The organism is Leeuwenhoekiella blandensis MED217 (assembly GCF_000152985.1).
In the GTDB taxonomy this organism is placed as follows: Bacteria; Bacteroidota; Bacteroidia; order Flavobacteriales; family Flavobacteriaceae; genus Leeuwenhoekiella; species Leeuwenhoekiella blandensis.
Genome location: NZ_CH672395.1, coordinates 2,661,644 through 2,683,654 on the forward strand (window position 1 = coordinate 2,661,644; position 22,011 = coordinate 2,683,654).

The following is a 22,011-nucleotide window of genomic DNA, read 5'->3' on the forward strand; positions in this document are numbered from 1 at the left end:
TTTTCTAAGCTTTTAAAATTTTAATTGAACCCCTAACATGGTTGTCATAGGTCTTGGATAGGTACCAAAATCAAAACCAGGATTTAAGACACCAGCTTGAAAATCTGGATTATATCCTTTGTATTTTGAAAGAACAGCAACATTCTGCAAAGTCACATAAAACCTTGCGCTAGACATTGAAATTTTACTGATAAAATCATTAGGAAGACTGTATCCTAAAGAAATCGTATTGATTCTAAAGTAATCTCCGTCTTGTAACCATCCCGGTCTGTTAGAGTTTCGGCCATTTTGGTTAGGATCTCCAAACACTACTCGTGGCACAGTGGTATTGGTATTATCTGGCGTCCAACGATTTAAAATATCCTCGTGCCAGTTAGTATATCCAGAAGTAGGCATTAGACCGCGATATAAGTTACTGTTGATCAAGTTACCTCCACTTCCTTGTCCGAAAATGGTAAAGTCAAAGTTTTTATATCTGGCCGTAATATTGATCCCGTAATAATAGGTTGGCAAGCCCTGACCTAAGAAGGTACGGTCTGCATCATTAATTACGCCATCAGGAGTTCCGTCAGGTCCGCTTATATCTCTAAATTTGATATCTCCAGGACGTGTACCAGGCTGTTGCGTTGGTGAATTTGCTATTTCATCATTTGTTTGAAATATACCGTCATACACCCAACCATAATGTTCACCTAAAGAACGACCAACGATATTTCTCGAGCCTGTACCGCTAATAAAATCTTGGTTACCTATATCTAGTATTTCATTCTTTACGGTATAGAAGTTTGGAGCGATTTCAAATGAGAAATCATCACCAATGAACTGTCTGTAAACCGCAGATAATTCTATACCTGAGTTTCTAATAGATCCTGCATTTGACAAAATCTCAGAGTTAAATGCACCCACAATATTTGTAAAAGGAACCGGAATATTTACCAAAACGTCTTCTGAAGTGTTTCTGTAGTATTCTGCTGTAAAATCTAGACCTCCATTAAACAACGAAGCATCAAGACCAATACTGCTAGTTCTTCTGGTTTCCCATCTGATGTCCTCATCAATAAGTTGGGTTACAGCAGAACCAATAACCGTTGGACCTCCAGAAAATTGATAAGGAATACCTCTGTTAACAGTTCTTTGGAATAGGTAGTTTCCAATTTCTTGGTTACCTACTTCACCCCAACCACCTCTTAATTTAAGGCTTGTAATAAAGTCTGGTAATTCAAATTCATTGTGAATTTTCCAAGCAGCAGAAACCGATGGGAAAAATTCATAACGCACATCAGGGTTGAATCTTGACGAACCATCATATCGTATGTTACCTGTAAAGAAATACTTGTCATCAAAAGAGTAATTCACCCTTCCTAAATAAGAATACAAAGCAGACTCCTGAATATTGTCAAAAACACTAAAGTCTGTAGCGTTTTCCAAGTTCTTGATATAAGGCGCTGTCAAACCTCCACCTACTGTTGTAATGGCTCTAAAATTATCTTTTTGATACGTTTGCCCTACTAATACAGATAGGTTGTGCTTGTCAAATTCCTTGTTGAAGTTAATCGTGTTTTCGATCAAAAATCGATCTATGTTAGTATTAACCACACGTAACTGCGCCAATGGATTTGGGAAAAAATACCCCAAGTCATATTCCGGAACAAATAATTGCCCTTCAATATTAGTTGTGTTATAAGATGCACTAGACTTTAGAGCTAAACCTTCGATTGGTTCAAATTGCAAATACAAATTGGCATTTAATCTATTTACCTTAGATTCATTCTCAACTAATGTATTTATACCTGGTACGTTAAGCGTGATAGACTGATGTACGGTTGCATCTGCACCTCCAAATCCTCCTAAACGATTTGGATCTCTTAATGGTATAGTTGGCGCTGCTTGTAATAAGTCGTTCACTAATGTTGGTCTACCTCCAGGTAAATTGATAGAAGCAGTGTTGAATAAAGGATTTTCGTCTGAACGCACAAAGAACATATTCTCACCAATAGTAAATTTACCAACTTCAGCTTCAGTATTTACTCTAAAAGAGTAGCGTGTATAATTTGGACCTTGTCCTACTAACGTTCCTTGGTTGTCTAAGTAATCGAGAGAGACAAAATAGGTTGTGTTCTCAGTACCACCGGCAGCATTAAGGTTATGATTCTGAATAAAACCTGAAGTATAACCTTCATCTTGCCAATCTGTATTAATATCATCTATAAAACTTGGCGAGTTAGGATCATTCCCTAAAGGAATTGGTGTTAATGCTGCACCAGCAGGAAGTTGTGCATTACCATTATTAATCAACTCTCTATTGATAGTCTGATATCCTTCTCTATCAAGAAGCGGAAGCTTCTGCGTGATGTTCTGAACACCATAGTAAGATGAAAGATTAAAGGTGAGTTTTTGTCCTTTTTTTCCACCCTTAGTGGTAATAATGATAACACCATTACCTGCTCTGTTACCATAAATAGCACCTGCAGATGCATCTTTCAATACCTGAATTGACTCGATATCGTTAGGGTTAACATCTCTAATCCCGTCTACAGGAACGCCATCAACAACATATAAAGGCTCTGCACTCGCGCCTATACCAAAAGTTGCCACACCTCTAATACGAACACTAGGAGCTGCACCTGGCTGACCATCACTGGTAATAGTTACACCAGCAACACGACCTTGCATCATTTGAGTCACATCATTTGAGGCTTGCTTGGTCATTTCCTCAGTATCTACAACGCTCACGGCACCGGTTAGATCTGACTTTCGCTGTGTACCATATCCAACTACAACGACTTCGTCAAGATTTGACAAAGCTTCTTCGAGGGTAACGGTAAGCGAGGTTTGATCCCCTACAGTAATGCGTTGTTCTTGAAATCCAAGGTAGGTAAACACTAATACATCGTTTGCGCTAGCTTGAATAGAAAAATTACCGTCAAAATCGGTAACAGCACCGGTAGTAGTCCCCTCTACAAGAACGTTTACTCCGGGAATAGGCATATTACCATTTGAAGACAGGACAGTACCTGTAATGGTCTTGCTTTCTTGTGCTTGAGCACTCACCAAAGGTGCTAAAACAACTGCGAGAAGAAATATCCCTTTCTTAAAGAGAAATTTAAAAACGCAAAGACAATCATAAAGTTTGTTTTGCTTCATGTTAATAAAAGTTTAAAGTTAATTATAAGTGTGTATTTTACATTTCCAAATGTAAGTAAAGATATCTCAATCAAACAAATTTATTTTAAGGAAATTTTAAACATTGTTTATATTTTTTCTGTTTTCGGTAATTCGATATCGATTTTTATTATTGTATTATTAACATTTATTTTATTTTTACCCTTAAATCATATCTTTACTTTTATTCTATAGCGTTCCAAAATGACTGATGTTCTTAATAATTACAATTCTGAAGACAAAGTACTTCTTGCCGTAGATTGTATCATTTTTGGATTTGACCAGGAAGACTTAAAAATCTTGTTGGTTAAGCGGGATTTTGAACCCGAAAAAGGCAAATGGTCTTTGATAGGTGGATTTCTAAAAAGAACAGAAACACTTGACGACGCTGCCAACCGCATTTTGCACCATCTTACAGGTATTGATAAAATCTACATGGAGCAGCTTTACAACTTTAGTAAGGTAGATCGTGATCCGGCTGAACGTACACTTTCTGTTGCTTATTATGCGCTTATCAATATAGAAGACCACGACAAAGATTTGATTGAACAATATTCTGCAAAATGGTTCAGTATAGACAAAGCTCCGTCGCTCATCTTTGACCATGATGCGATGGTAAACAAGGCGATCTTAAGATTACGCAGACGTGCAATTTCAAAACCTATCGGTTTTGAATTACTTCCAGAAAAATTTACGATGCGCCAGCTACAGAAACTTTATGAGTCCATTCTTAATGAAAAACTAGATAAGCGTAACTTTATCAATAAAGTTAATGGTCTCGATGTCCTCGTTAAGCTTGAAGAGAAAGACATGTCTTCTTCCAGAAAAGGCTCGTATCTCTATCAATTTGATAAAGAAAAATACGATCGTAATGTAGAAGACGGCATTACATTTAAAATTTAGTCTCCATTTATATTCAACTTTCCTCGCTGTTTTTTGACTTTCTTAAAGCAATGCTAAAGTTTTCGTTTTGTTGAAGTTTTTACAAATTCTATTAAACAAAACTGTACTTTTGATATTATAAGATTTAGTCAAAAGACATTATGAATACGGTAAAATCAACGTTTAGCATCAAAGACCTAGAAAGTTTTGGTGGCATAAAAGCCCATACGATTAGAATGTGGGAACGTCGATACAACCTTTTAGAACCGGAGCGAACTCCTACCAACATTCGCACCTATTCTCTCGAAGATCTTCAAAAATTGCTCAACGTGACCTTCTTACTGGATCACAATTTTAAAATTTCGAAGATTGCAAAAAACTCGAGTGATGAAATCGCTTCTTTAGTTGCAGAAATTGTTGAAGAGAAAGATCTGGGAACTAATCATCACGCAATCAATTCGTTTAACATCGCGATGATGAATTTCGATCAGCGCTTGTTTTCTCAGACCTATAATCAATTGCGAAAAACCCTTGATTTTAGGTCCGTATTTTTTGAGGTTTTCATTCCGCTTTTAGAAAAAATCGGGCTTTTATGGCAGGCCGGAGTTGTTAATCCTGCACACGAGCATTTCATTTCAAATCTTATTAAACAGAAGATTTTGATCAATCTTGATGCCTGTTCAGAAACAACTTCAAAAGAGACTGACAAGATATTTATTTTGTTTCTCCCTGAAAATGAAATTCACGATTTGGGATTGATGTTCCTCAATTATGAGCTTGAATCCAGAGGTTATAAGTGTGTTTATCTGGGACAGAATATGCACATTGAAAATCTGAAATACATCGTAAACACACAGCACAATCCACACTTCATTTCCTATCTTACGGTAAATCCTTGTGATACAAGCGTAAAACAGTTTGCTGAAGATTTTAACAAAACGATTGAAGAAGAAAATATCCCCTTATATCTAATGGGAAGAATTGTTCAGAAAGTTGATCAAAAAGAACTTCCTGCTAATGTTCAAATTTTAAAAACTATAGACGCTTTAACTGCGACGCTCAACTGATATTTATGCCAAAAAAAATCACCATACTAGGATCTGGATTTTCTTCACTTGCCGCTGCAAGTTATCTGGCGCAAGCCGGTCACGAGGTTCACGTCTATGAGAAAAACAGCAGTTTAGGAGGGAGAGCCAGACAATATAAACGAGACGGATTCACGTTTGATATGGGGCCGTCCTGGTATTGGATGCCTGATGTTTTTGATAGGTTTTTTGCAGATTTTAATAAGAAGACCTCGGATTTTTATGCGTTAGAAAAGCTCAATCCTGCATACCGCGTTTACTTCGGTGAGAACGATTCGATACTTATCGAAGATTCTCTAGAAAAAATCAAAAAGACTTTTGAAGCTATTGAGCCCGGAAGTGCACAAAAGCTTCAGGAATTTATAGATGATGCGGCAGATCATTATGAGGTTGCCATTAAAGACTTAGTATATCGTCCGGGCGTCTCTCCTCTAGAACTTGTTACTCCGGCAACGATCAAAAGAATTGGAAGCTTTTTTAGTACGATTAGCAAAGATGTGCGTAAAGCTTTCAAAAACCCCAAATTAATTGAAATACTAGAATTTCCGGTGCTCTTTTTAGGTGCTAAGCCTAGCGACACCCCTTCCTTTTACAGTTTTATGAACTTTGCCGATTTTGGCATAGGCACCTTTCATCCACAAAAAGGAATGCACGCCGTCATTGAAGGTATGGTACAACTTGCCAAAGAATTAGGTGTGCATTTGTACACAGACAGTCCTGTAGAACGCATTTTAACCGAAAATAAAAAAGCTATTGGAGTTCAGATCAATGGAGAAGAAATTCTTTCTGACATCGTATTGAGCGGCGCAGATTATCACCATACAGAAACCTTACTTCCAGAAGCACTGCGTCAATATTCTGAAAGTTATTGGGATTCAAAGACATTTGCTCCATCTTCATTATTATTTTACGTAGGCTTTGATAAAAAATTAGAACGTGTTAATCATCATACGCTCTTTTTTGATACCGACTTTGAAAAGCATGCAGTTGAAATATACGACAAACCAAAGTGGCCAGAAGCCCCACTTTTCTATGCTAATTTCCCTTCGATAACCGATGCCAGTATGGCTCCCGAAGGAAAAGAAGCGGGATTCTTTCTTATACCCTTAGCTCCGGGAATTGAAGATTCTGAAGCACTTAGAGCGCAATATTTTGAAATTATAATGAACAGGCTTGAAAAGCTTACCGGACAAACGGTCAAAAAAAACATTATATTTAAAGAGTCCTTTTGTGTCAAAGACTTTGTAGAACAGTACAATTCATACAAGGGTAACGCTTACGGATTAGCAAATACGTTATTACAGACTGCGTTTTTAAGACCAAAATTAAAAAGTAAAAAGGTAGACAACTTATACTTTACAGGTCAGTTAACGGTTCCCGGTCCGGGAGTGCCTCCTGCACTGATTTCCGGTAAACTTGTGGCCGGTCTAATAACAAAAAATGACTAAGAAAAAGAAATGAAACAAATTTTTGACAATGTATCGCAAGCCTGTTCGGAAACGGTAACACGATCCTACAGCACATCATTTTCAACAGCAACCCGAATGCTGGCTCCCAGCATCAGACAACACATACATAACATTTATGGCTTTGTACGTTTTGCTGATGAGATCGTAGACACGTTTCATGCATATGATAAAGAAACGCTCTTCAATCGTTTTGAGCAGGATCTTGAAAATGCTCTAAATGATAAGATCAGTCTTAATCCTATTCTCAATTCATTTCAGTATACTTTTCATAAGTTCAAAATAGAAAAACACTTGGTTGATGCTTTTATGCACAGTATGCGACTCGATCTTTCTAAAAGCAAATACCTTACTCAGGAAGAGTATAATAACTATATCTACGGTTCTGCTGATGTCGTTGGACTTATGTGTCTCACAGTTTTTGTGAAAGGTGATCGTCAAAAATATGAAGAGCTTAAAGAAAGTGCGATGAGTTTAGGCTCTGCTTTTCAAAAAGTTAATTTCCTTAGGGATCTAAAAGCAGATTTTGAGGAGTTGAGTAGAACCTATTTTCCTAATACCGATCTCAACGAATTAGACGAAGTTTCAAAACAAAAAATTATTGAAGAAATTGAGGCAGATTTTGCAAAAGGTCTTTCGGGGATTTGTAAATTGCCTGTAGAAGCTAAATTTGGCGTCTACACGGCATACCGTTACTACCGAAAATTACTGAGTAAATTAAAAAGTACGCCTTCTTTAGAAATCAAAAATGCGCGCATACGTGTTCCTAATTATGTTAAGGCTTCACTTTTAGCACGCAGCTATGTAAAATACAGACTAAACCTAATTTAAAATGCAAACCCTTCTTTGGATCGTAGTTTTCCTGCTTACCTTCACGATTATGGAATTTATGGCTTGGTTTACCCATAAGTACGTCATGCACGGTTTTTTATGGGTGTTGCACCGCGATCATCACCATAAAGATCACGGCTCGTGGTGGGAGCGCAATGATTTTTTCTTCATCTTTTATGCGCTTATAAGTATAGGATGTTTTCTCCTGTGGCAATACGAAAATGTTTGGATAGGCTTGCCAATTGGTCTTGGTATCTTTGCTTACGGCTTTACCTATTTTATGGTTCACGATATCTTTATTCATCAGCGCTTTAAACTTTTTAGAAATGCCAATAACTGGTACGCCAAAGGCATTCGTCGCGCACACAAAATACATCACAAGCATTTAGGTAAAGAGGATGGAGAGTGTTTTGGAATGTTGCTTCCTCCTACAAAATACTTCAAAACTAAATGAGTTTTCTCACAGCATCTTGGAAGAAACTCTGCTTTGTCAATTATGCTATTGATCCGGCTATTTTAGAGCCTTATGTACCTGCGCACACCGAGCTTGATTTTTTTGAAGGTAAGTGCTATGTAAGTCTCGTAGGTTTTTTGTTTGATGATGTAAAACTGAAAGGAATTACCATCCCTTTTCATAAACGTTTTGAAGAGATTAATTTGCGTTTTTACGTCAAGCATTTTGACGGCTCTCAATGGAAACGCGGCACGGTATTCATTTCAGAAATTGTTGAAAAACCCGCTATTGCTTGGGTTGCTAATACACTGTATAATGAGAAATACAGCGTGCATAAAATGCACTATAAACACGATTTGACCGAAGAGGAAAATTTTATCAGCTATGGTCTGGATCTAGAAGAGAACTGGCAGCTTATTCAAGTTGCGACAAGCCCGGAACCCGAACCCTATGAGCAAGGAAGCATCACCCAATTTATTACCGAACATTTCTGGGGTTACAGCTACAAAACACCTACAACAAGCTGGGAATATGAAGTACGACATCCGCTATGGAAATCTTATAAAATCCTTGATCACGAAATCGTTTTCGACTTTGCAAAACTCTATGGAGATGATTTTCAAGACTTAACCACTGCTCAACCTGACAGTATTCAATGTATGGATGGTTCTGCGATAAGTATTGAAGGTAAAAAGTTGATCAAAGGCAATTAGAACTATTTTGAGAGAATCGTAAATCTATAATCTAACGGATCTAGCGCCTCGAACAAATCTTCAAGTAAACGATCTCCATACTCCAGGTAAAATTCAGAAAAATTGGTCGTACGCTCCTGCAAATTCTCTTGCGGAAACAATTCATTTTGTATAGCTACAAACCGCTTTACGTGATCGCTCAATTTTTTCTTTTGAGCTTTTAAAAGCCGTTTTTCTAAGTGTTCTAAACCTTTTAACTGTTTTACTTCCTGAGCTTTTACAGCACCAATAAAGGAAGCATCGGTTTCTTCTGCTATGTTATAAAGCGCTTCAAACTGACGTACTAAATGTTGTTTTTGAGGAGAAAAATCAATATCGATATTAGAAATCTTTCTGATCTTTCGGTTCACCAAGTCATTTTGATCAAGAAATAGATCGGCGATAGACAGGTCGAGTTTCTCTAATTTTTGTTGCTGCTTATCTGTGATGAGTAAGGCTGAATTGCGCAGCATCAACATTGGAAACTGCACTTCAACCTCATCAAAAAAGGTCTTTAACTCCAGCCAATATGCCAACTCTCCTCCTCCTCCAATGTAAGCCAAATTGGGAAGTATGACTTCTTGATATAATGGTCGCATAATCACATTGGGACTAAAACGCTCAGGATGATTCTCCAACTCTAAGAGCAACTCTTCTTTTGAAAATTTAAGTTCTGTGTCGTTAACAAAGAAGCTTCCTTCCTTTTCAATAATTCGCTCACGTAAGCCATCAGCCAGGTAAAACAGGTTGATCTCTCTAGCATTTACTTGAACTCCATAACCTGCTTTTTGCAAAGCTTCAGCTTGTTTTTGAACGGTATCAAATGCTTTTTGTTCAAGTAACTCCTGCTTCAGGTAAGGCATAAATACACGCTTCAAATCGGCATCGTTTCCATCAACGATAATCAATCCGTATGCTGCGAATAAGCTATTGGCTAAAAACCGGGTAGCTTCGGTTAAATTATCGTGCTTGAGATAAGCTTCTTCAAAAAGGGTACACAAGGATGTGCCCATTTTGGTCGTTCCAAATTCAGAACAAATAAGTTGGTAAACCTCGCTTAATCCTTCAGTTGAAAGTTCGCCTACAGCACCTTTATCATTATCCTGAATATCTGCTCTGTTCCATTTGATTTTCTTTCCGCGGAAATTAAAATAATTGATTTCCTCAAAATCGTGATCTTCGGTAGCCATCCAATATACCGGCACAAAATCTTGTTCAGGATAAGTTCTGCTTAATTGTTTGGCTAAATTGATCGTACTTACAATCTTGTATAAAAAATACAATGGCCCTGTAAATAAGTTAAGTTGATGTCCCGTGGTTACAGTAAACGTGTTGGGTAGTGCTAGCCGGTTTAGCGCATTATCTACGGCATCATGTAAATCAATATTTTTGTACTGATTTCGTACTGCCTTTACTAAAACTTCGCGGTTTTCCTCTGCAAATTGCTTTTGCTCGATCTGCTCCTTAAAATTTTCAAGATTCGGAAAATTGCCATAAAAAGATTTTAATGCATCTTTTTGTTCCAGATAATCACAAATAAGTTTAGAATAATAACCGGTCTCTTGATACGGAATATGATGTATAGACATTAACGTTCTTATTTAGGGTAAATAGCCTTAAAAATATAAGGTTAAATGAAATAGTTCTTATTTGGATTTTCCCGAATTGGGAATTTAATAAATTTTCAACCCAAATATTCAACGCATTCTTAAAGAATACTCGTTTAATTTCTAAAAATTTAAAACAAGCAAAAATAAGAGTCCTAGCGCGATGTGAGGCCCAAATTTACGTTAATTCAACGACAACACTTAGGTTCAATTTTAGTAGATTTACTGTTTACTAACCCTATTATTGTATGCAGAAATTTACCTTTTTCGTCGCTTTTATTTTCAGCAGCTTGTGCTTTGCTCAAGATGTTAAATCTCCGGAAGAATTTTTAGGTTATACCGTTGGAACTCAATTTTCAAGACACGCCGATGTGGTGGCCTATTTTGAGCATGTAGCTCAAAATTCTGATTGGGTAACTTATAAAGAATATGGTCGCACCAATGAACGCCGACCGCTCACCTACGCAATTGTTACTAGTCCGCAGAATCAAGCGAATATTGAAAGCATTCGTACCGATCACTTAAAAAACACAGGGATTCAAGAAGGAACAGCCAACCCCGATAAAGCAATCGTATGGCTTAGTTATAACGTGCACGGAAACGAGGCGAGCAGTACCGAAGCTTCTATGCTCACTTTATATGAACTCATTACCGAAAAAAAAGATTGGCTAGAAAATACGGTGGTTATTATTGATCCGTGTATCAATCCTGATGGTCGTGATCGCTATGCCAACTGGTACAATAAAGTAAAAGCTACACCTTACGATACCAATCCTAATGCTGCTGAGCACAACGAACCTTGGCCTGGCGGGCGTGCTAATCATTATTTATTTGACTTAAACCGCGATTGGGCTTGGGCTACGCAAAAAGAAACACAACAACGCTTAAAAGTCTATAACCGTTGGATGCCCCACATTCATGTTGATTTTCACGAACAAGGAATCAACAGTCCGTATTATTTTGCTCCGGCAGCCAAGCCATATCACGAGATCATTACTCCTTTCCAGTTTGAATTTCAGCAAGAAATAGGAACCAATCACGCCAAGTATTTTGATCAAAACGGCTGGTTATTCTTCACCCGCGAAGTTTTTGACCTCCTCTACCCGAGTTATGGCGATACCTACCCTACTTACACAGGAACCATTGGAATGACCTATGAGCAAGCCGGCGGTGGCCGCGCAGGTCTAGGGATTAAAAAAGCAGATGGAACTGTTTTAACCTTAGTAGACCGGGTGGCACATCACTTTACTACAGGAATTTCTACCGTAGAAATGGCTACCAACAACGTTGATCGTCTCAACACAGAATTCAAAAAATACTACAGCAATCCTGATGTAACCTACAAAACCTTCACCCTAACCGGCGAACAAGATCATCTTAATGCTTTAGCAAGCTTACTCGATGTACACGAAATAGAATATCAGCTAAGCGGAAACGGTACCAGTTCAGGATATGCTTACGACACCCAAGAAAACGGAAGTTTATCTTATGAACAAGCGTTGAGTGTGAGTACAGACCAACCTAAAGGTAAATTGGTTCATGTACTTTTTGAACCCGAAGCAGCACTTTCTACTCCGCTTACATATGACATCACTGCCTGGAGTTTACCTTATGCTTATGGTCTTAATGCGGTCGCTAGTACTAAGGCGGTAAATACTCAAGAAGCAGTAACTAAAACTCCAAAGCGAAACACCATCTCAAAGACTGCTGCAGGATACATTTCAAAATGGAACAGTATGACAGATGCTCGCTTTTTGAGTGCATTGCTTCAAGCTAAGATTAAAGTACGCTTTTCTGAAAAACCGTTTACAAACTCAGGAGTTGCATATCCAAGCGGCTCCTTGATTGTTACACGCAGTGACAATCCAAATGCTGATTTTGATACAAAGCTTATTGAAATTGCCAATGAATTTGATCGAACGCTTACCGCTGTTCCTACAAGTTTTGCTTCAGCCGGACCTGATTTTGGTTCATCTTCGGTAAAACTTATCAATAAAGCTAAAATTGGTTTGTTAACGGGAGAACAAACTTCATCTTTGAGTTATGGTGCCACGTGGCATTTCTTTGAGCAGCAATTAGAATATCCTGTTACCTCGATCAACGTTGATGATCTGGGTCGTGTTAATTTTAGTGATTATGATGTTTTGGTTTTTCCTAGCGGAAGATACCGCATCGACAATAATGTACTTGATCAACTAAAGTCTTGGGTGCGCAGCGGCGGAAACATCATTGCACTTGACAACGCGCTCAATGTTTTTGCTGATAAAGAAGGCTTTCAGCTAAAACGCATTCCATCTGAACAAAATGAAGACAGTCTTGCAGATAAAATTATCCCTTACGCTGATCGTGAGCAACAAATTGCTAAAAATTTGATAAGTGGAAGCATTTTTAAAACCAATGTAGATGCAACACATCCATTAGCTTTTGGATATGACGACACCTATTACAGTTTAAAAATAGGAAGCGACGCCTATGCGCTGCTAGACCGCGGTTACAACGTAGCGTATCTTGACGAAACTCCGCAGCGTGTATCAGGCTTTGCCGGCGCTGATGCTTTAAAGCATTTGAGCAACAGTCTTGTGTTTGGAGTAGAACCTATGGGACGCGGGACTATCACGTATATGGTAGACGACCCGTTGTTTAGAGCGTTCTGGGAAAACGGAAAACTCTTCTTTGTAAATGCACTGTTTTTAAATAACCCAAATACCTACAGAGACTAATTTGAATCCCATTGAATTAAAAATAATCGAATCGCTTGTACTTCTTCTAGTACTCGTGGTCATTCGTTACGTGGTTTCAAAACTTATCATTAGCCGTTACAAACGTGCAAATTTTGACATCACACGTAAGCAACTTACGATCAAAGTGCTCAACATTCTGTTTTTTATGATTTTGGGCTTGTGTCTTATTGTGGTGTGGGGACTTACGGGACAACAAGTTATTGCCGGGATAGGTTCGGTGATCACCTTGCTGGGAGTTGCCTTTTTTGCACAATGGTCTTTATTGAGCAATATCACTTCAGGTTTGATCCTGTTTTTCAACCATCCGTTAAAAATTGGAGATTATGTTGAGATCGTAGATAAAGATTTCCCGATGGCCGGTCGCGTAGAAAATATCACCTTATTTTTTCTGCACCTGCGGAATAAAGACAACCACGTTTACACATTAGCCAATACGATCGTAGCTCAAAAAACCATGCGCATTATGGAGCCTGAAGAGTTTTTTGAAGCGATCGAAAACGAAACCATTGAAGAAAATAAAAACACCCCTAGCGATAACAACGCTCAAGATTAATCTATGAAAAAAACTAAAGTATATCTATTGCTGTCTTTTTTGGCTTTAGCAGCTTGTAAAGGCAATGACCACAATTCTGATCAAGAATCGCAGCAAACTGAAACTGACTTTTCAGTAGCTTTTGAAGAGTATAAACTCGATAACGGTCTAACGGTTATTCTACACAAAGACACTTCAGATCCCGTCGTTGGTGTTGCGCTTACAGCCCACGTAGGTTCTGCCAGAGAAAAAGAAGGACGCACAGGTTTTGCGCATCTTTTTGAACATTTGCTCTTTTTAGAGTCAGAAAATTTAGGAAAAGGAGGCTTAGATCAATTAAGCGCACGTGTAGGTGGAAGCGGTGCCAATGGTTCTACCAACCGCGACCGAACCAACTATTTTCAGACAGTTCCTAGCGATGCGCTAGAAAAAATGATTTGGGCAGAGGCAGACAAGCTGGGTTATTTCATCAATACGGTAACCGAACCTGTTTTAGCTAAAGAAAAACAAGTCGTAAAAAACGAAAAACGTCAAAGCTATGACAACCGCCCTTACGGCCACCAGCGTTATGTAACGCATAAAAATTTATATCCCGCAGATCATCCTTACAACTGGCAAGTCATTGGTTCATTAGAAGATTTACAAAATGCAACCTTGCAAGACGTCAAAGATTTTTACAACCGCTGGTATGTTCCTAACAACGTCACGTTGACCATCGCCGGTGATTTTGATACCGCGCAAACCAAAGAATGGATCGAGAAATACTTTGGTGAAATTCCACGAGGCGAGGATGTAGAGGACTTACCCGTTCGTATTCCGCAACTTGCTGAATCAAAAAGTTTGTATTATGAAGATAATTTTGCGCGCTTGCCGCAACTTACGATGACTTGGCCTGCTCCTCCTGAATATACAAAAGACTCGTATGCGCTAGAAGTGCTCGCCGATTATCTCTCAAACGGAAAAAAAGCACCCTTAAATAAAATCCTTACCGATGAAATGCAACTGGCTAACAACCCGAGTTTACGTTATGGCGGTTCTGAGCTTGCCGGTGAGTTTACGCTAAGCGTGAGAGCCAATCCCGGTGTTGATCTCGATTCTGTAAAAGCAGGTGTTTACAAAGCTTTTGACGATTTTGAAAATGCAGGTATGTCACAAGATGATCTTGACCGCATCAAAGCAAAACAAGAAACACGCTTTTACAACAGTTTGAGCAGTGTTTTAGGTAAAGGATTTCAGTTGGCGCAATACCAAATTTTTGCAGGAGATCCCGGCTATATCAATGAAGACATCAAACAAATTCAGAATGTCACGATAGAAGACGTAAACCGAGTTTATGAGCAATACGTTCAGAATAAAAACTTTGTTGCGACGAGTTTTGTTCCTAAAGGGGATAAAGATCTGGCGTTAAGTGATGCAACAGAAGCCGAAGTTGTAGAAGAACAAATCGTTAATGGTGCCGAAGAAAGCTTTGATCCTTCTCTCGCAGCAGATTATGAGCGCACACCTTCTTCTTTTGATCGAAGCATTGAACCGCCATATGGTGCCAGCCCGCAGCTTAAAGTGCCTGAAGTTTGGAGCGAAGCACTTGATAACGGATTACACATTTACGGCGACACCAGCGACGAGGTTCCTCTAGTGAACTTTAGTCTCAGCGTCAAAGGAGGCCAACTTATAGAACCCAAAGACCAAAGCGGTGTCGCATATCTTACGGCTAATTTACTCACGAAGGGAACTCAGGATAAGACTATTGCTGCGTTAGAAGAAGCTTTAGATTTATTGGGAGCTTCAGTTTATGCATACGCCGGTCAAGAAGCGCTAACGCTTAGCGGAAGTACGCTTGCGCGGAATTTTGATGAAACCATGCAAATTGTTGCTGAGATTTTACTTCAGCCTAGATGGGACAAAGCAGAGTTTGAACTTCAGAAAAAGGAATTACTTACGCGCCTTGAGCAGCAAAAAGCAGACCCGGGAAGTATTGCAAATCTTGCGTTCTCAAAAGCTATTTATGGTACCGATCATCAGTTGGCTAAAAACATTCTAGGAACTACAGAAAGTGTTGAAGCACTTACGCTCGAGGATGTAAAAGCCTTCTATAACAATCTTGTTCCCAATTTGAGTGATCTTGAGCTTGTAGGTGCTGTTGATCTTGATCAGGTAAAAGACGCTATCGCACCGCTTGCGACCAACTGGAAAGCAAAAGATGTTGAAGTACCTATGCCTTCGATAGAAGCTAATCTTGACCGTGGCAAGATCTATTTTATAGACATTCCTGATGCTAAGCAATCCCAATTGCGCTTTGGTTATGTTGCATTAGCCGCGACAGATCCAGAATTTCTGCCCGCACAAATGATGAACTATCGCTTAGGTGGTGGTGGTTTTGCAAGTGAGCTTACTCAAATACTGCGCGAAACTAAAGGATACACCTATGGTGTGCGTTCGAGATTTGAAGGTTCACAACTCCCCGGCCCTTTTCTTGTAACAAGTGGCGTTAGAAGTAACGTTACTGCAGAAAGCACTGAGCTTGTACGTGATATTATGAGTTCGTATGCACAAGATCTAAGCGCAGAGGATCTGGAACTCACTAAAGGGTATTTTATCAAAAGTGGCGCTCGTAGTTTTGAAACTCCCAGAGCAAAACTCAACTACCTGAGCGAGATCGCTACTTTAAACTATGAGCCGGATTATATTTTAAAACAACAAGAAACGATAAAATCAATCGAACTTGACGAACTCAAGGCACTTGGTGAAAAATATGCTGATCCTTCAAAACTCATATATGTAATTGTAGGTGATGCTAAAACACAACTTAAAAAAGTTCAGGATTTAGGTCTTGACGTAGAATTGGTTGATCAAAATTTAGAGCCTCAAAAACCTCTTAAGAAATAAAGGCGAAAGTATTCTAATTAGAAAAACTATTATTGTAGTTTTATAACTATAATAATAGTTTTTTTGTTTTATGCGGTTTTGCTTGTTGCTTTTTATTTCACTTCACTGCTTTACACTTTCAAGCCAGCGAAAGCTAAAGGGTTATGTTTACAGTGCCAAAGATTCTACTGCGCTTGAAGCTGTAAGTATCTATTTTGACGGCACCACCATTGGAACCATCACCAATCAAAACGGGCATTACAGTATTCCTGTTCAAGATGGAATAAAAAGTCCGTTAGTGATTACTATGATGGGCTTTGCGCCGGTTTATATCAACAATTATCAAAATTCTGATGGCAAGATGCCGGCTGTTTATCTTCAGGAAACTGCAGAGGAGCTCGACCAGGTTTTTCTGGAAACCGATCCCTGGACCAGAAAACGTAAATTGCATATTTTTAAAATGCAATTTCTAGGAAATTCTCCTGAAGCTTTTCAATGCAAAATACTCAATGAAGATGCCATAAAACTGCATTACAGCCCGTCAAAACTGAAGCTTACCGCCTGGGCCAATGAACCTTTAATTATTGAAAATAAACATCTGGGATATACCGTTAGGTATACTTTAAATGATTTTTATGCCAAATATGAAAAAAACCTGAGTGGCTTAGAACTTTTAAACATGGTGTACTATGAAGGGTTTAGCTTCTTTCAGGAATTAAATAAACGCACGCGTAAGAAATACATTAAAAGCCGGGAAGATTCTTATGCGGGATCTACACTGCACTTTATGCGTTCTCTTGCTCAAAAGCAATTACACGAAAACGGTTTTAGGATTTTCTACGACAAGTTTGAGGCGCCACCCTATTTACATTTTGAGTTCAGAAAAGTGCTAAACAAAACGTATGTAAAGTTGCTGAAAGAAAAGCTTAGTATCTTGTACGACAATGAGGAGCAATCCTCTATCCAAACAAAAGGAACCTTTGTTATTGACGCTTTTGGAAATCACACTCCGCCGAGTGCTATTATTATGGGCGGAGCGATGTCATCGCGCCGTTTTGCCTTTATGCTTCCGCTAGACTATAAGCTTCAGGCTGAGTAGCCTCTTCTTTTATAAAATCTTTATTGAAAAAAGCAATATCTTCAGCCTTAAAATAGTTGAGATCAAACATTTCACCGCTTCCCAAACCTGCATTGATCGTTAAGGATTTATCAGTTAATTTTAATGATTTGATTTGATTCCGTTTAAAAATGATATGCTTTTGCTCAGGAGCTTTTAAGACTAACTTCTCCTCGTTCCACTTAATTACTGAAAATAAGCCTTTAGTATAAAATCGATAGCCCAGAAGAGCCAACATACCAATACCCAAAATGATATGCCACCAATTTGAAAGGGAATAACCTTCTGTAAAATGTATTACGATCCCAGACCCCAGGTACAACAAGCCAAATATCAATAAATAATTGCGTTGTCTTGTGTGTAATTTAGAGGTGATGGTTTTCATTTTTAATAATATTTATTCCTAAAAATAATATATTATTTACTAACCGGCGCTGCATAAAGATCAAAATCTTCTGCATCTGTTATCTTGACCCAAGTATATTCACCTGTTTTTAAATAGTGTTGTGTCGCATCAATAAGCACCTCATTGTCCACATCTGGAGAATCAAACTCAGTACGACCTACAAAGTAATTTCCTTCCTTACGGTCGATCACAATACGATATTCTTTACCTATTTTTTCTTGATTCAACTCCCAACTGATCTGTGATTGCAAAGCCATAATCTCATTGGCGCGTTCCATTTTTACTTCCTCAGGAACATCGTCTTCCAGATTATAGGCGTGGGTATTTTCTTCGTGTGAATAGGTAAAGCAACCTAAACGCTCAAAACGCATTTCTTTGACCCAGTCTCGTAATAATTCAAAATCTTCTTGAGTCTCACCGGGATAACCTACAATTAACGTAGTTCTAATTGCCATTTGCGGCACCTTCTCTCTAAAGGTTTTCAACAGCGCATTGGTCTTTTCATAAGTGGTACCACGGCGCATCGACTTTAATAATTTAGTCGAAATGTGCTGTAACGGGATGTCGATATAATTGCAGACTTTAGGCTCCTCGTTCATCACATCAAGTACATCCATCGGGAAACCGGTTGGAAAGGCGTAGTGCAAACGAATCCACTCAATTCCTTCAACTTTTACCAACTCGCGTAACAACTTGGCTAACGCACGCTCTTTGTACAAATCAAGACCATAATACGTTAAATCCTGAGCGATAAGAATCAGTTCTTTTATTCCGCTAGCGGCTAACTTTTTAGCCTCTGTCACCAGATGTTCAATTGGTGTACTTTTATGACCACCGCGCATAAGCGGGATCGCACAAAACGAACACGGACGATCACAACCTTCAGCAATTTTTAGATACGCATAATTTTTAGGAGTCGTAGTCAAACGCTCTCCTATCAATTCGTGCTTATAATCTGCTCCTAAAGCTTTTAAAAGTCCGGGAAGCTCAGTAGTACCAAAATATTGATCTACATTAGGAATTTCCTTCTGCAAATCGGGTTTGTAACGTTCAGAAAGACATCCGGTTACAAATACCTTATCTACAATACCATCTTCTTTCTTTTGAACATACTCCAGAATCGTGTTTACCGACTCCTCCTTCGCATTGGCGATAAAACCACAGGTGTTGATCACCACTACATTTCCTTCCTCTTCGTGAACCACTTCTTTTTGGTTCGCCTTAAGCTGCCCCATCAATACTTCACTGTCATAAACGTTTTTTGAGCAACCTAAAGTCACCACGTTTATTTTATTCTTCTTAAGGGTTTTAGTACGCATAATGCTGTTGATTTTGGGGCGCAAAGATACGGTATTTTAAGGCTTTTATGTCCTAAATTAGAGGATTCTTAAACAGACTGAATATGAGAGCCTTATTTTTAATACACCTTTTACTGCTGTTTATAGGCTGTTCCTCAAGCGACGAACCTGTAATGGTCCTTACACCAGAAGAGACGCGCTATTTTCCTCCGCTTAGCGGAACAACTTGGGACACAATCGATCCTACAGATCTGGGCTGGAATACCTCAAATATTGCCGATTTAGAAGATTTTTTGATCGAAACCAATACCGAAGCTTTTCTGATTTTAGAAAATGGGAAAATTGCTTTTGAAGCCTATTATAATGGAAAATCCAGTACTGACTTTTTTCCGTGGAATTCTGCAGGGAAGACACTCACCGCATTTACTATAGGCCTGGCACAACAAGAAGGTTTTCTTGACCTTGAGGATCAAACAACTCAATATTTGGGTCGTGGCTGGACTGCTATGACCGCAGAACAAGAAGATGCCATTCGCATCAAAAATCAATTGACGATGACTTCCGGAGGGGATTTTACTGATGAAAATACTGCTTGCTATGATCCGGAATGCTTAACATTTAAAGCAGCTCCCGGAGCAGAATGGTATTATTATAACGCTTACTACACCTTATTACAACCTGTACTCGAAGCCGTAACTCCCAATGGCTTTGAAGCCTTTTTTGAAAACGAATTAAAGACTAAAATAGGTTTAGATGGGCGTTGGGTAAGCTTAGGCTATAACAACGTATATTTTAGCACCGCTCGCGGTATGGCGCGGTTCGGTTTGCTCAACTTGAATAAAGGAAAGTGGAACGATACTCAATTACTGAATACTACCTATTGGGAAGCGATGACCACTACATCACAAGAACTCAATCCTTCTTATGGTTACCTCTGGTGGCTTAACGGAAAATCAAGTTTTAAACTTCCGGGTGCTACACAGTCTTTTAACGGTAAATTAATTCCTAATGCTCCCGATGATCTCATTGCCGGCTTAGGCGCCAATGATAAAAAGCTTTACGTGATTCCCAGTAAGAATTTGGTTATAGTAAGATTAGGACCTGCAGCCTATGCTGAGGATTTAGGTCCTACATCTTATGATAATGATTTATGGGGTGTTTTGAATGAAGTGCTTAATTAATTACTCATCAAAATCTACCGGTGTTTTACGCTTTTTAGAGATTTGCTCATAGGCATAAGCCAGCTCTAGAAGTTGCGCTTCAGATAAAGTAGGTGCAATAAATGTCAATCCCATTGGTCGATTGTTGTCTTGATATCCCATAGGCACGGTGATCGCCGGATATTTTGCCACAGCCGCATAGCCCGCCATATAATTATTAATGGATAATACCGCATCAAGATCATTTGCTTGCATAGGTTCATCAAAAAAGAGTCTTCCGTTGCGTTCTAAGGTATCTTTGATCGCAGTGAATTCTTCAGTAGAAGCTGAATCTTCTAAAACACCGTAAAGCAGCTTTTGTCCATACGGCATACGCACAAGCGAATCTTTTTTGTTGTATGCAGTGATGTCGTTTAAGTCTTTTACTGAAAGTGATTTCGCTCCATACTTCGCGATATAATCAGGTAGATCCTTTTTCATATCCAAATTTAATACACGTACAAATTGGGGTAAGTTGATCTCAGGACGCTCCAGTTCTACTAAAGTTGCTCCCGCATCCTTTAAGGCTTGTACGGCTTGAATATACAAGGTGTCCTCGTAACCTTTATAATATCCCAAACGCTTTTCAGTTAAGAAAGCTTCAGCATCTAAAGCTTTTAAAGCTGAAATATAGTCTTGATTTTCCGCTTGAAGCGACACAGCCTTTGCATCATCAGCGTCCAGACCAATCATTGCCTGAAGCAAGATCGCATTATCAACAACCGTGCGTGTCATAGGTCCCGGTGTATCAAGCGTACTCGAAATAGGAACAATTCCTCCTCGAGATAGCAAACCGATTGTAGGTTTTAACCCCACAACTGAATTTGAACTCGAAGGAGAAAGAATAGAACCACTAGTCTCTGAGCCTACAGCTGCAACCGCAAAATTAGCTGCCATAGAAACGCCACTACCAGAACTTGAGCCACCGGTATCGTGTATTTTTCTTCCATAAGGATTTAAGGTTTGGCCTCCAACCGCAGAATAGCCACTAGGGCAATCACCACAAAAGAAATACGCCCATTCACTCAAATTGGCTTTACCTAAAATAAGAGCGCCATTTTCTTTAAGCTTTTGGGTGATAAAAGCATCTCCTGCGTTATTATTCTCAAAAACCACGGCTCCGGCAGTCGTTGGCATATCAGATGCGTTGATGTTGTCTTTCAACAGAATAGGCATCCCATAAATGGAATAAGGATCTAAATCCTGCGGGCGTTTCTCATCCAACTCCCGAGCCTGATCTAAAATTTTAGGATTTAACGCGATAATCGAATTTAATGACAACTCATTTTCACGGTCGTATTTTTTAATTCGTGTTAAATAGAATAAAACCAACTCTTCATAGGTAAGCTTGCCTTGGGCAACAGCTTCCTGAATTTCGGGAATATTCTTTTCAAAAATTAAAGGCTTCAGTTTACTGTATTTTGTTTCAGTAAACATTTTGGTATCAAACTCAAAGGGTTTCCAGAGTGCTTCTGTATCCAGAACTTTGGAGTCTAAAACGGCATATTCCCGCTCTTCGGTTAATGCATTTGAATCTTGTGCAACGCTTTCGGCGTTTTCCTGTGTTGCTTCTTCTTTACAGGAAAAGAAGACAACAAATAAAGCTAAAAGTAAAAATTGTTTCATAGGGTTTAT

16 protein-coding genes are annotated in these 22,011 nt (G+C 38.9%); 11 read left to right on the top strand and 5 right to left on the bottom strand.

What is annotated here, in order from left to right:
• Positions 1-12: 12 nt before the first annotated feature.
• Entirely contained in the window at positions 13-3,144 is a 3,132-nt protein-coding gene (locus tag MED217_RS11465) for a SusC/RagA family TonB-linked outer membrane protein (RefSeq protein ID WP_009780690.1), read from the bottom strand.
• A gap of 222 nt (positions 3,145-3,366) precedes the next feature.
• Here MED217_RS11465 and MED217_RS11475 point away from each other — a divergent pair, with 222 nt between their 5' ends.
• The 6 genes from MED217_RS11475 to MED217_RS11500 all read left to right on the top strand — a co-directional run bounded on the left by MED217_RS11475 (position 3,367) and on the right by MED217_RS11500 (position 8,593).
• Positions 3,367-4,065, top strand: a complete 699-nt coding sequence (locus MED217_RS11475) for an NUDIX hydrolase (RefSeq protein ID WP_009780692.1) — start codon at positions 3,367-3,369, stop codon at positions 4,063-4,065.
• 140 nt (positions 4,066-4,205) lie between these two features.
• Positions 4,206-5,111 (top strand): MerR family transcriptional regulator, encoded by a 906-nt coding sequence (locus tag MED217_RS11480; RefSeq protein WP_009780693.1) that lies wholly within the window; start codon positions 4,206-4,208, stop codon positions 5,109-5,111.
• Positions 5,112-5,116: 5 nt separating this feature from the next.
• A complete protein-coding gene (locus MED217_RS11485; RefSeq protein WP_009780694.1) occupies positions 5,117-6,577 on the top strand; it encodes a phytoene desaturase family protein in 1,461 nt (486 codons plus the stop codon).
• Between the two features lie 9 nt (positions 6,578-6,586).
• Positions 6,587-7,426: a phytoene/squalene synthase family protein gene (locus MED217_RS11490; protein WP_009780695.1), complete on the top strand. Its 840-nt coding sequence runs from the start codon at positions 6,587-6,589 to the stop codon at positions 7,424-7,426.
• A gap of 1 nt (position 7,427) precedes the next feature.
• Entirely contained in the window at positions 7,428-7,880 is a 453-nt protein-coding gene (locus MED217_RS11495) for a sterol desaturase family protein (protein ID WP_009780696.1), read from the top strand.
• Positions 7,877-8,593, top strand: a complete 717-nt coding sequence (locus MED217_RS11500) for a YqjF family protein (protein ID WP_009780697.1) — start codon at positions 7,877-7,879, stop codon at positions 8,591-8,593. The genes MED217_RS11495 and MED217_RS11500 overlap by 4 nt, the downstream gene beginning before the upstream one ends.
• Before the next feature lie 2 nt (positions 8,594-8,595).
• Here MED217_RS11500 and bshC read toward each other — a convergent pair whose 3' ends face one another.
• The gene (bshC, locus tag MED217_RS11505) at positions 8,596-10,200 is read right to left on the bottom strand and encodes a bacillithiol biosynthesis cysteine-adding enzyme BshC (protein WP_009780698.1); all 1,605 of its coding nucleotides are present in this window, start codon (positions 10,198-10,200) and stop codon (positions 8,596-8,598) included.
• A gap of 266 nt (positions 10,201-10,466) precedes the next feature.
• On the opposite strand from bshC, the gene MED217_RS11510 reads away from it, so the two are divergent.
• From MED217_RS11510 to MED217_RS11525, 4 genes are all read left to right on the top strand, one after another.
• Positions 10,467-12,938, top strand: a complete 2,472-nt coding sequence (locus tag MED217_RS11510; RefSeq protein ID WP_009780699.1) for a M14 family metallopeptidase — start codon at positions 10,467-10,469, stop codon at positions 12,936-12,938.
• A 1-nt stretch (position 12,939) separates the two neighbouring features.
• Complete coding sequence (locus tag MED217_RS11515; RefSeq protein ID WP_009780700.1) at positions 12,940-13,512, top strand: mechanosensitive ion channel domain-containing protein; 573 nt, start codon at positions 12,940-12,942, stop codon at positions 13,510-13,512.
• Between the two features lie 3 nt (positions 13,513-13,515).
• Positions 13,516-16,377, top strand: coding sequence for a M16 family metallopeptidase (locus MED217_RS11520; protein ID WP_009780701.1), 2,862 nt, complete (start codon positions 13,516-13,518; stop codon positions 16,375-16,377).
• Positions 16,378-16,447: 70 nt separating this feature from the next.
• The gene (locus MED217_RS11525; protein WP_009780702.1) at positions 16,448-17,455 is read left to right on the top strand and encodes a carboxypeptidase-like regulatory domain-containing protein; all 1,008 of its coding nucleotides are present in this window, start codon (positions 16,448-16,450) and stop codon (positions 17,453-17,455) included.
• Here MED217_RS11525 and MED217_RS11530 read toward each other — a convergent pair.
• Positions 17,418-17,858: a hypothetical protein gene (locus MED217_RS11530; RefSeq protein WP_009780703.1), complete on the bottom strand. Its 441-nt coding sequence runs from the start codon at positions 17,856-17,858 to the stop codon at positions 17,418-17,420. The genes MED217_RS11525 and MED217_RS11530 overlap by 38 nt on opposite strands.
• A gap of 32 nt (positions 17,859-17,890) precedes the next feature.
• Positions 17,891-19,198, bottom strand: coding sequence for a 30S ribosomal protein S12 methylthiotransferase RimO (rimO, locus tag MED217_RS11535; RefSeq protein WP_009780704.1), 1,308 nt, complete (start codon positions 19,196-19,198; stop codon positions 17,891-17,893).
• 83 nt (positions 19,199-19,281) lie between these two features.
• On the opposite strand from rimO, the gene MED217_RS11540 reads away from it, so the two are divergent.
• Positions 19,282-20,358 carry a serine hydrolase domain-containing protein gene (locus tag MED217_RS11540; RefSeq protein WP_009780705.1) on the top strand — a complete coding sequence of 359 codons (1,077 nt, stop codon included), beginning with the start codon at positions 19,282-19,284 and terminating at the stop codon, positions 20,356-20,358.
• On the opposite strand, the gene MED217_RS11545 is transcribed toward MED217_RS11540, so the two are convergent.
• Positions 20,359-22,002: an amidase family protein gene (locus MED217_RS11545; protein WP_009780706.1), complete on the bottom strand. Its 1,644-nt coding sequence runs from the start codon at positions 22,000-22,002 to the stop codon at positions 20,359-20,361.
• Between the last annotated feature and the right edge of the window lie 9 nt (positions 22,003-22,011).

Excerpts from the sequence above, each read along its gene's own strand:
- bshC (WP_009780698.1), bottom strand. The coding sequence starts at position 10,200 with ATGTCTATACATCATATTCCGTATCAAGAGACCGGTTATTATTCTAAA.
- MED217_RS11545 (WP_009780706.1), bottom strand. The coding sequence starts at position 22,002 with ATGAAACAATTTTTACTTTTAGCTTTATTTGTTGTCTTCTTTTCCTGT.
- MED217_RS11530 (WP_009780703.1), bottom strand. The coding sequence starts at position 17,858 with ATGAAAACCATCACCTCTAAATTACACACAAGACAACGCAATTATTTA.
- MED217_RS11475 (WP_009780692.1), top strand. The coding sequence starts at position 3,367 with ATGACTGATGTTCTTAATAATTACAATTCTGAAGACAAAGTACTTCTT.
- MED217_RS11485 (WP_009780694.1), top strand. The coding sequence starts at position 5,117 with ATGCCAAAAAAAATCACCATACTAGGATCTGGATTTTCTTCACTTGCC.
- MED217_RS11520 (WP_009780701.1), top strand. The coding sequence starts at position 13,516 with ATGAAAAAAACTAAAGTATATCTATTGCTGTCTTTTTTGGCTTTAGCA.
- MED217_RS11510 (WP_009780699.1), top strand. The coding sequence starts at position 10,467 with ATGCAGAAATTTACCTTTTTCGTCGCTTTTATTTTCAGCAGCTTGTGC.
- MED217_RS11465 (WP_009780690.1), bottom strand. The coding sequence starts at position 3,144 with ATGAAGCAAAACAAACTTTATGATTGTCTTTGCGTTTTTAAATTTCTC.
- rimO (WP_009780704.1), bottom strand. The coding sequence starts at position 19,198 with ATGCGTACTAAAACCCTTAAGAAGAATAAAATAAACGTGGTGACTTTA.
- MED217_RS11480 (WP_009780693.1), top strand. The coding sequence starts at position 4,206 with ATGAATACGGTAAAATCAACGTTTAGCATCAAAGACCTAGAAAGTTTT.
- MED217_RS11490 (WP_009780695.1), top strand. The coding sequence starts at position 6,587 with ATGAAACAAATTTTTGACAATGTATCGCAAGCCTGTTCGGAAACGGTA.
- MED217_RS11525 (WP_009780702.1), top strand. The coding sequence starts at position 16,448 with ATGCGGTTTTGCTTGTTGCTTTTTATTTCACTTCACTGCTTTACACTT.
- MED217_RS11540 (WP_009780705.1), top strand. The coding sequence starts at position 19,282 with ATGAGAGCCTTATTTTTAATACACCTTTTACTGCTGTTTATAGGCTGT.
- MED217_RS11500 (WP_009780697.1), top strand. The coding sequence starts at position 7,877 with ATGAGTTTTCTCACAGCATCTTGGAAGAAACTCTGCTTTGTCAATTAT.
- MED217_RS11495 (WP_009780696.1), top strand. The coding sequence starts at position 7,428 with ATGCAAACCCTTCTTTGGATCGTAGTTTTCCTGCTTACCTTCACGATT.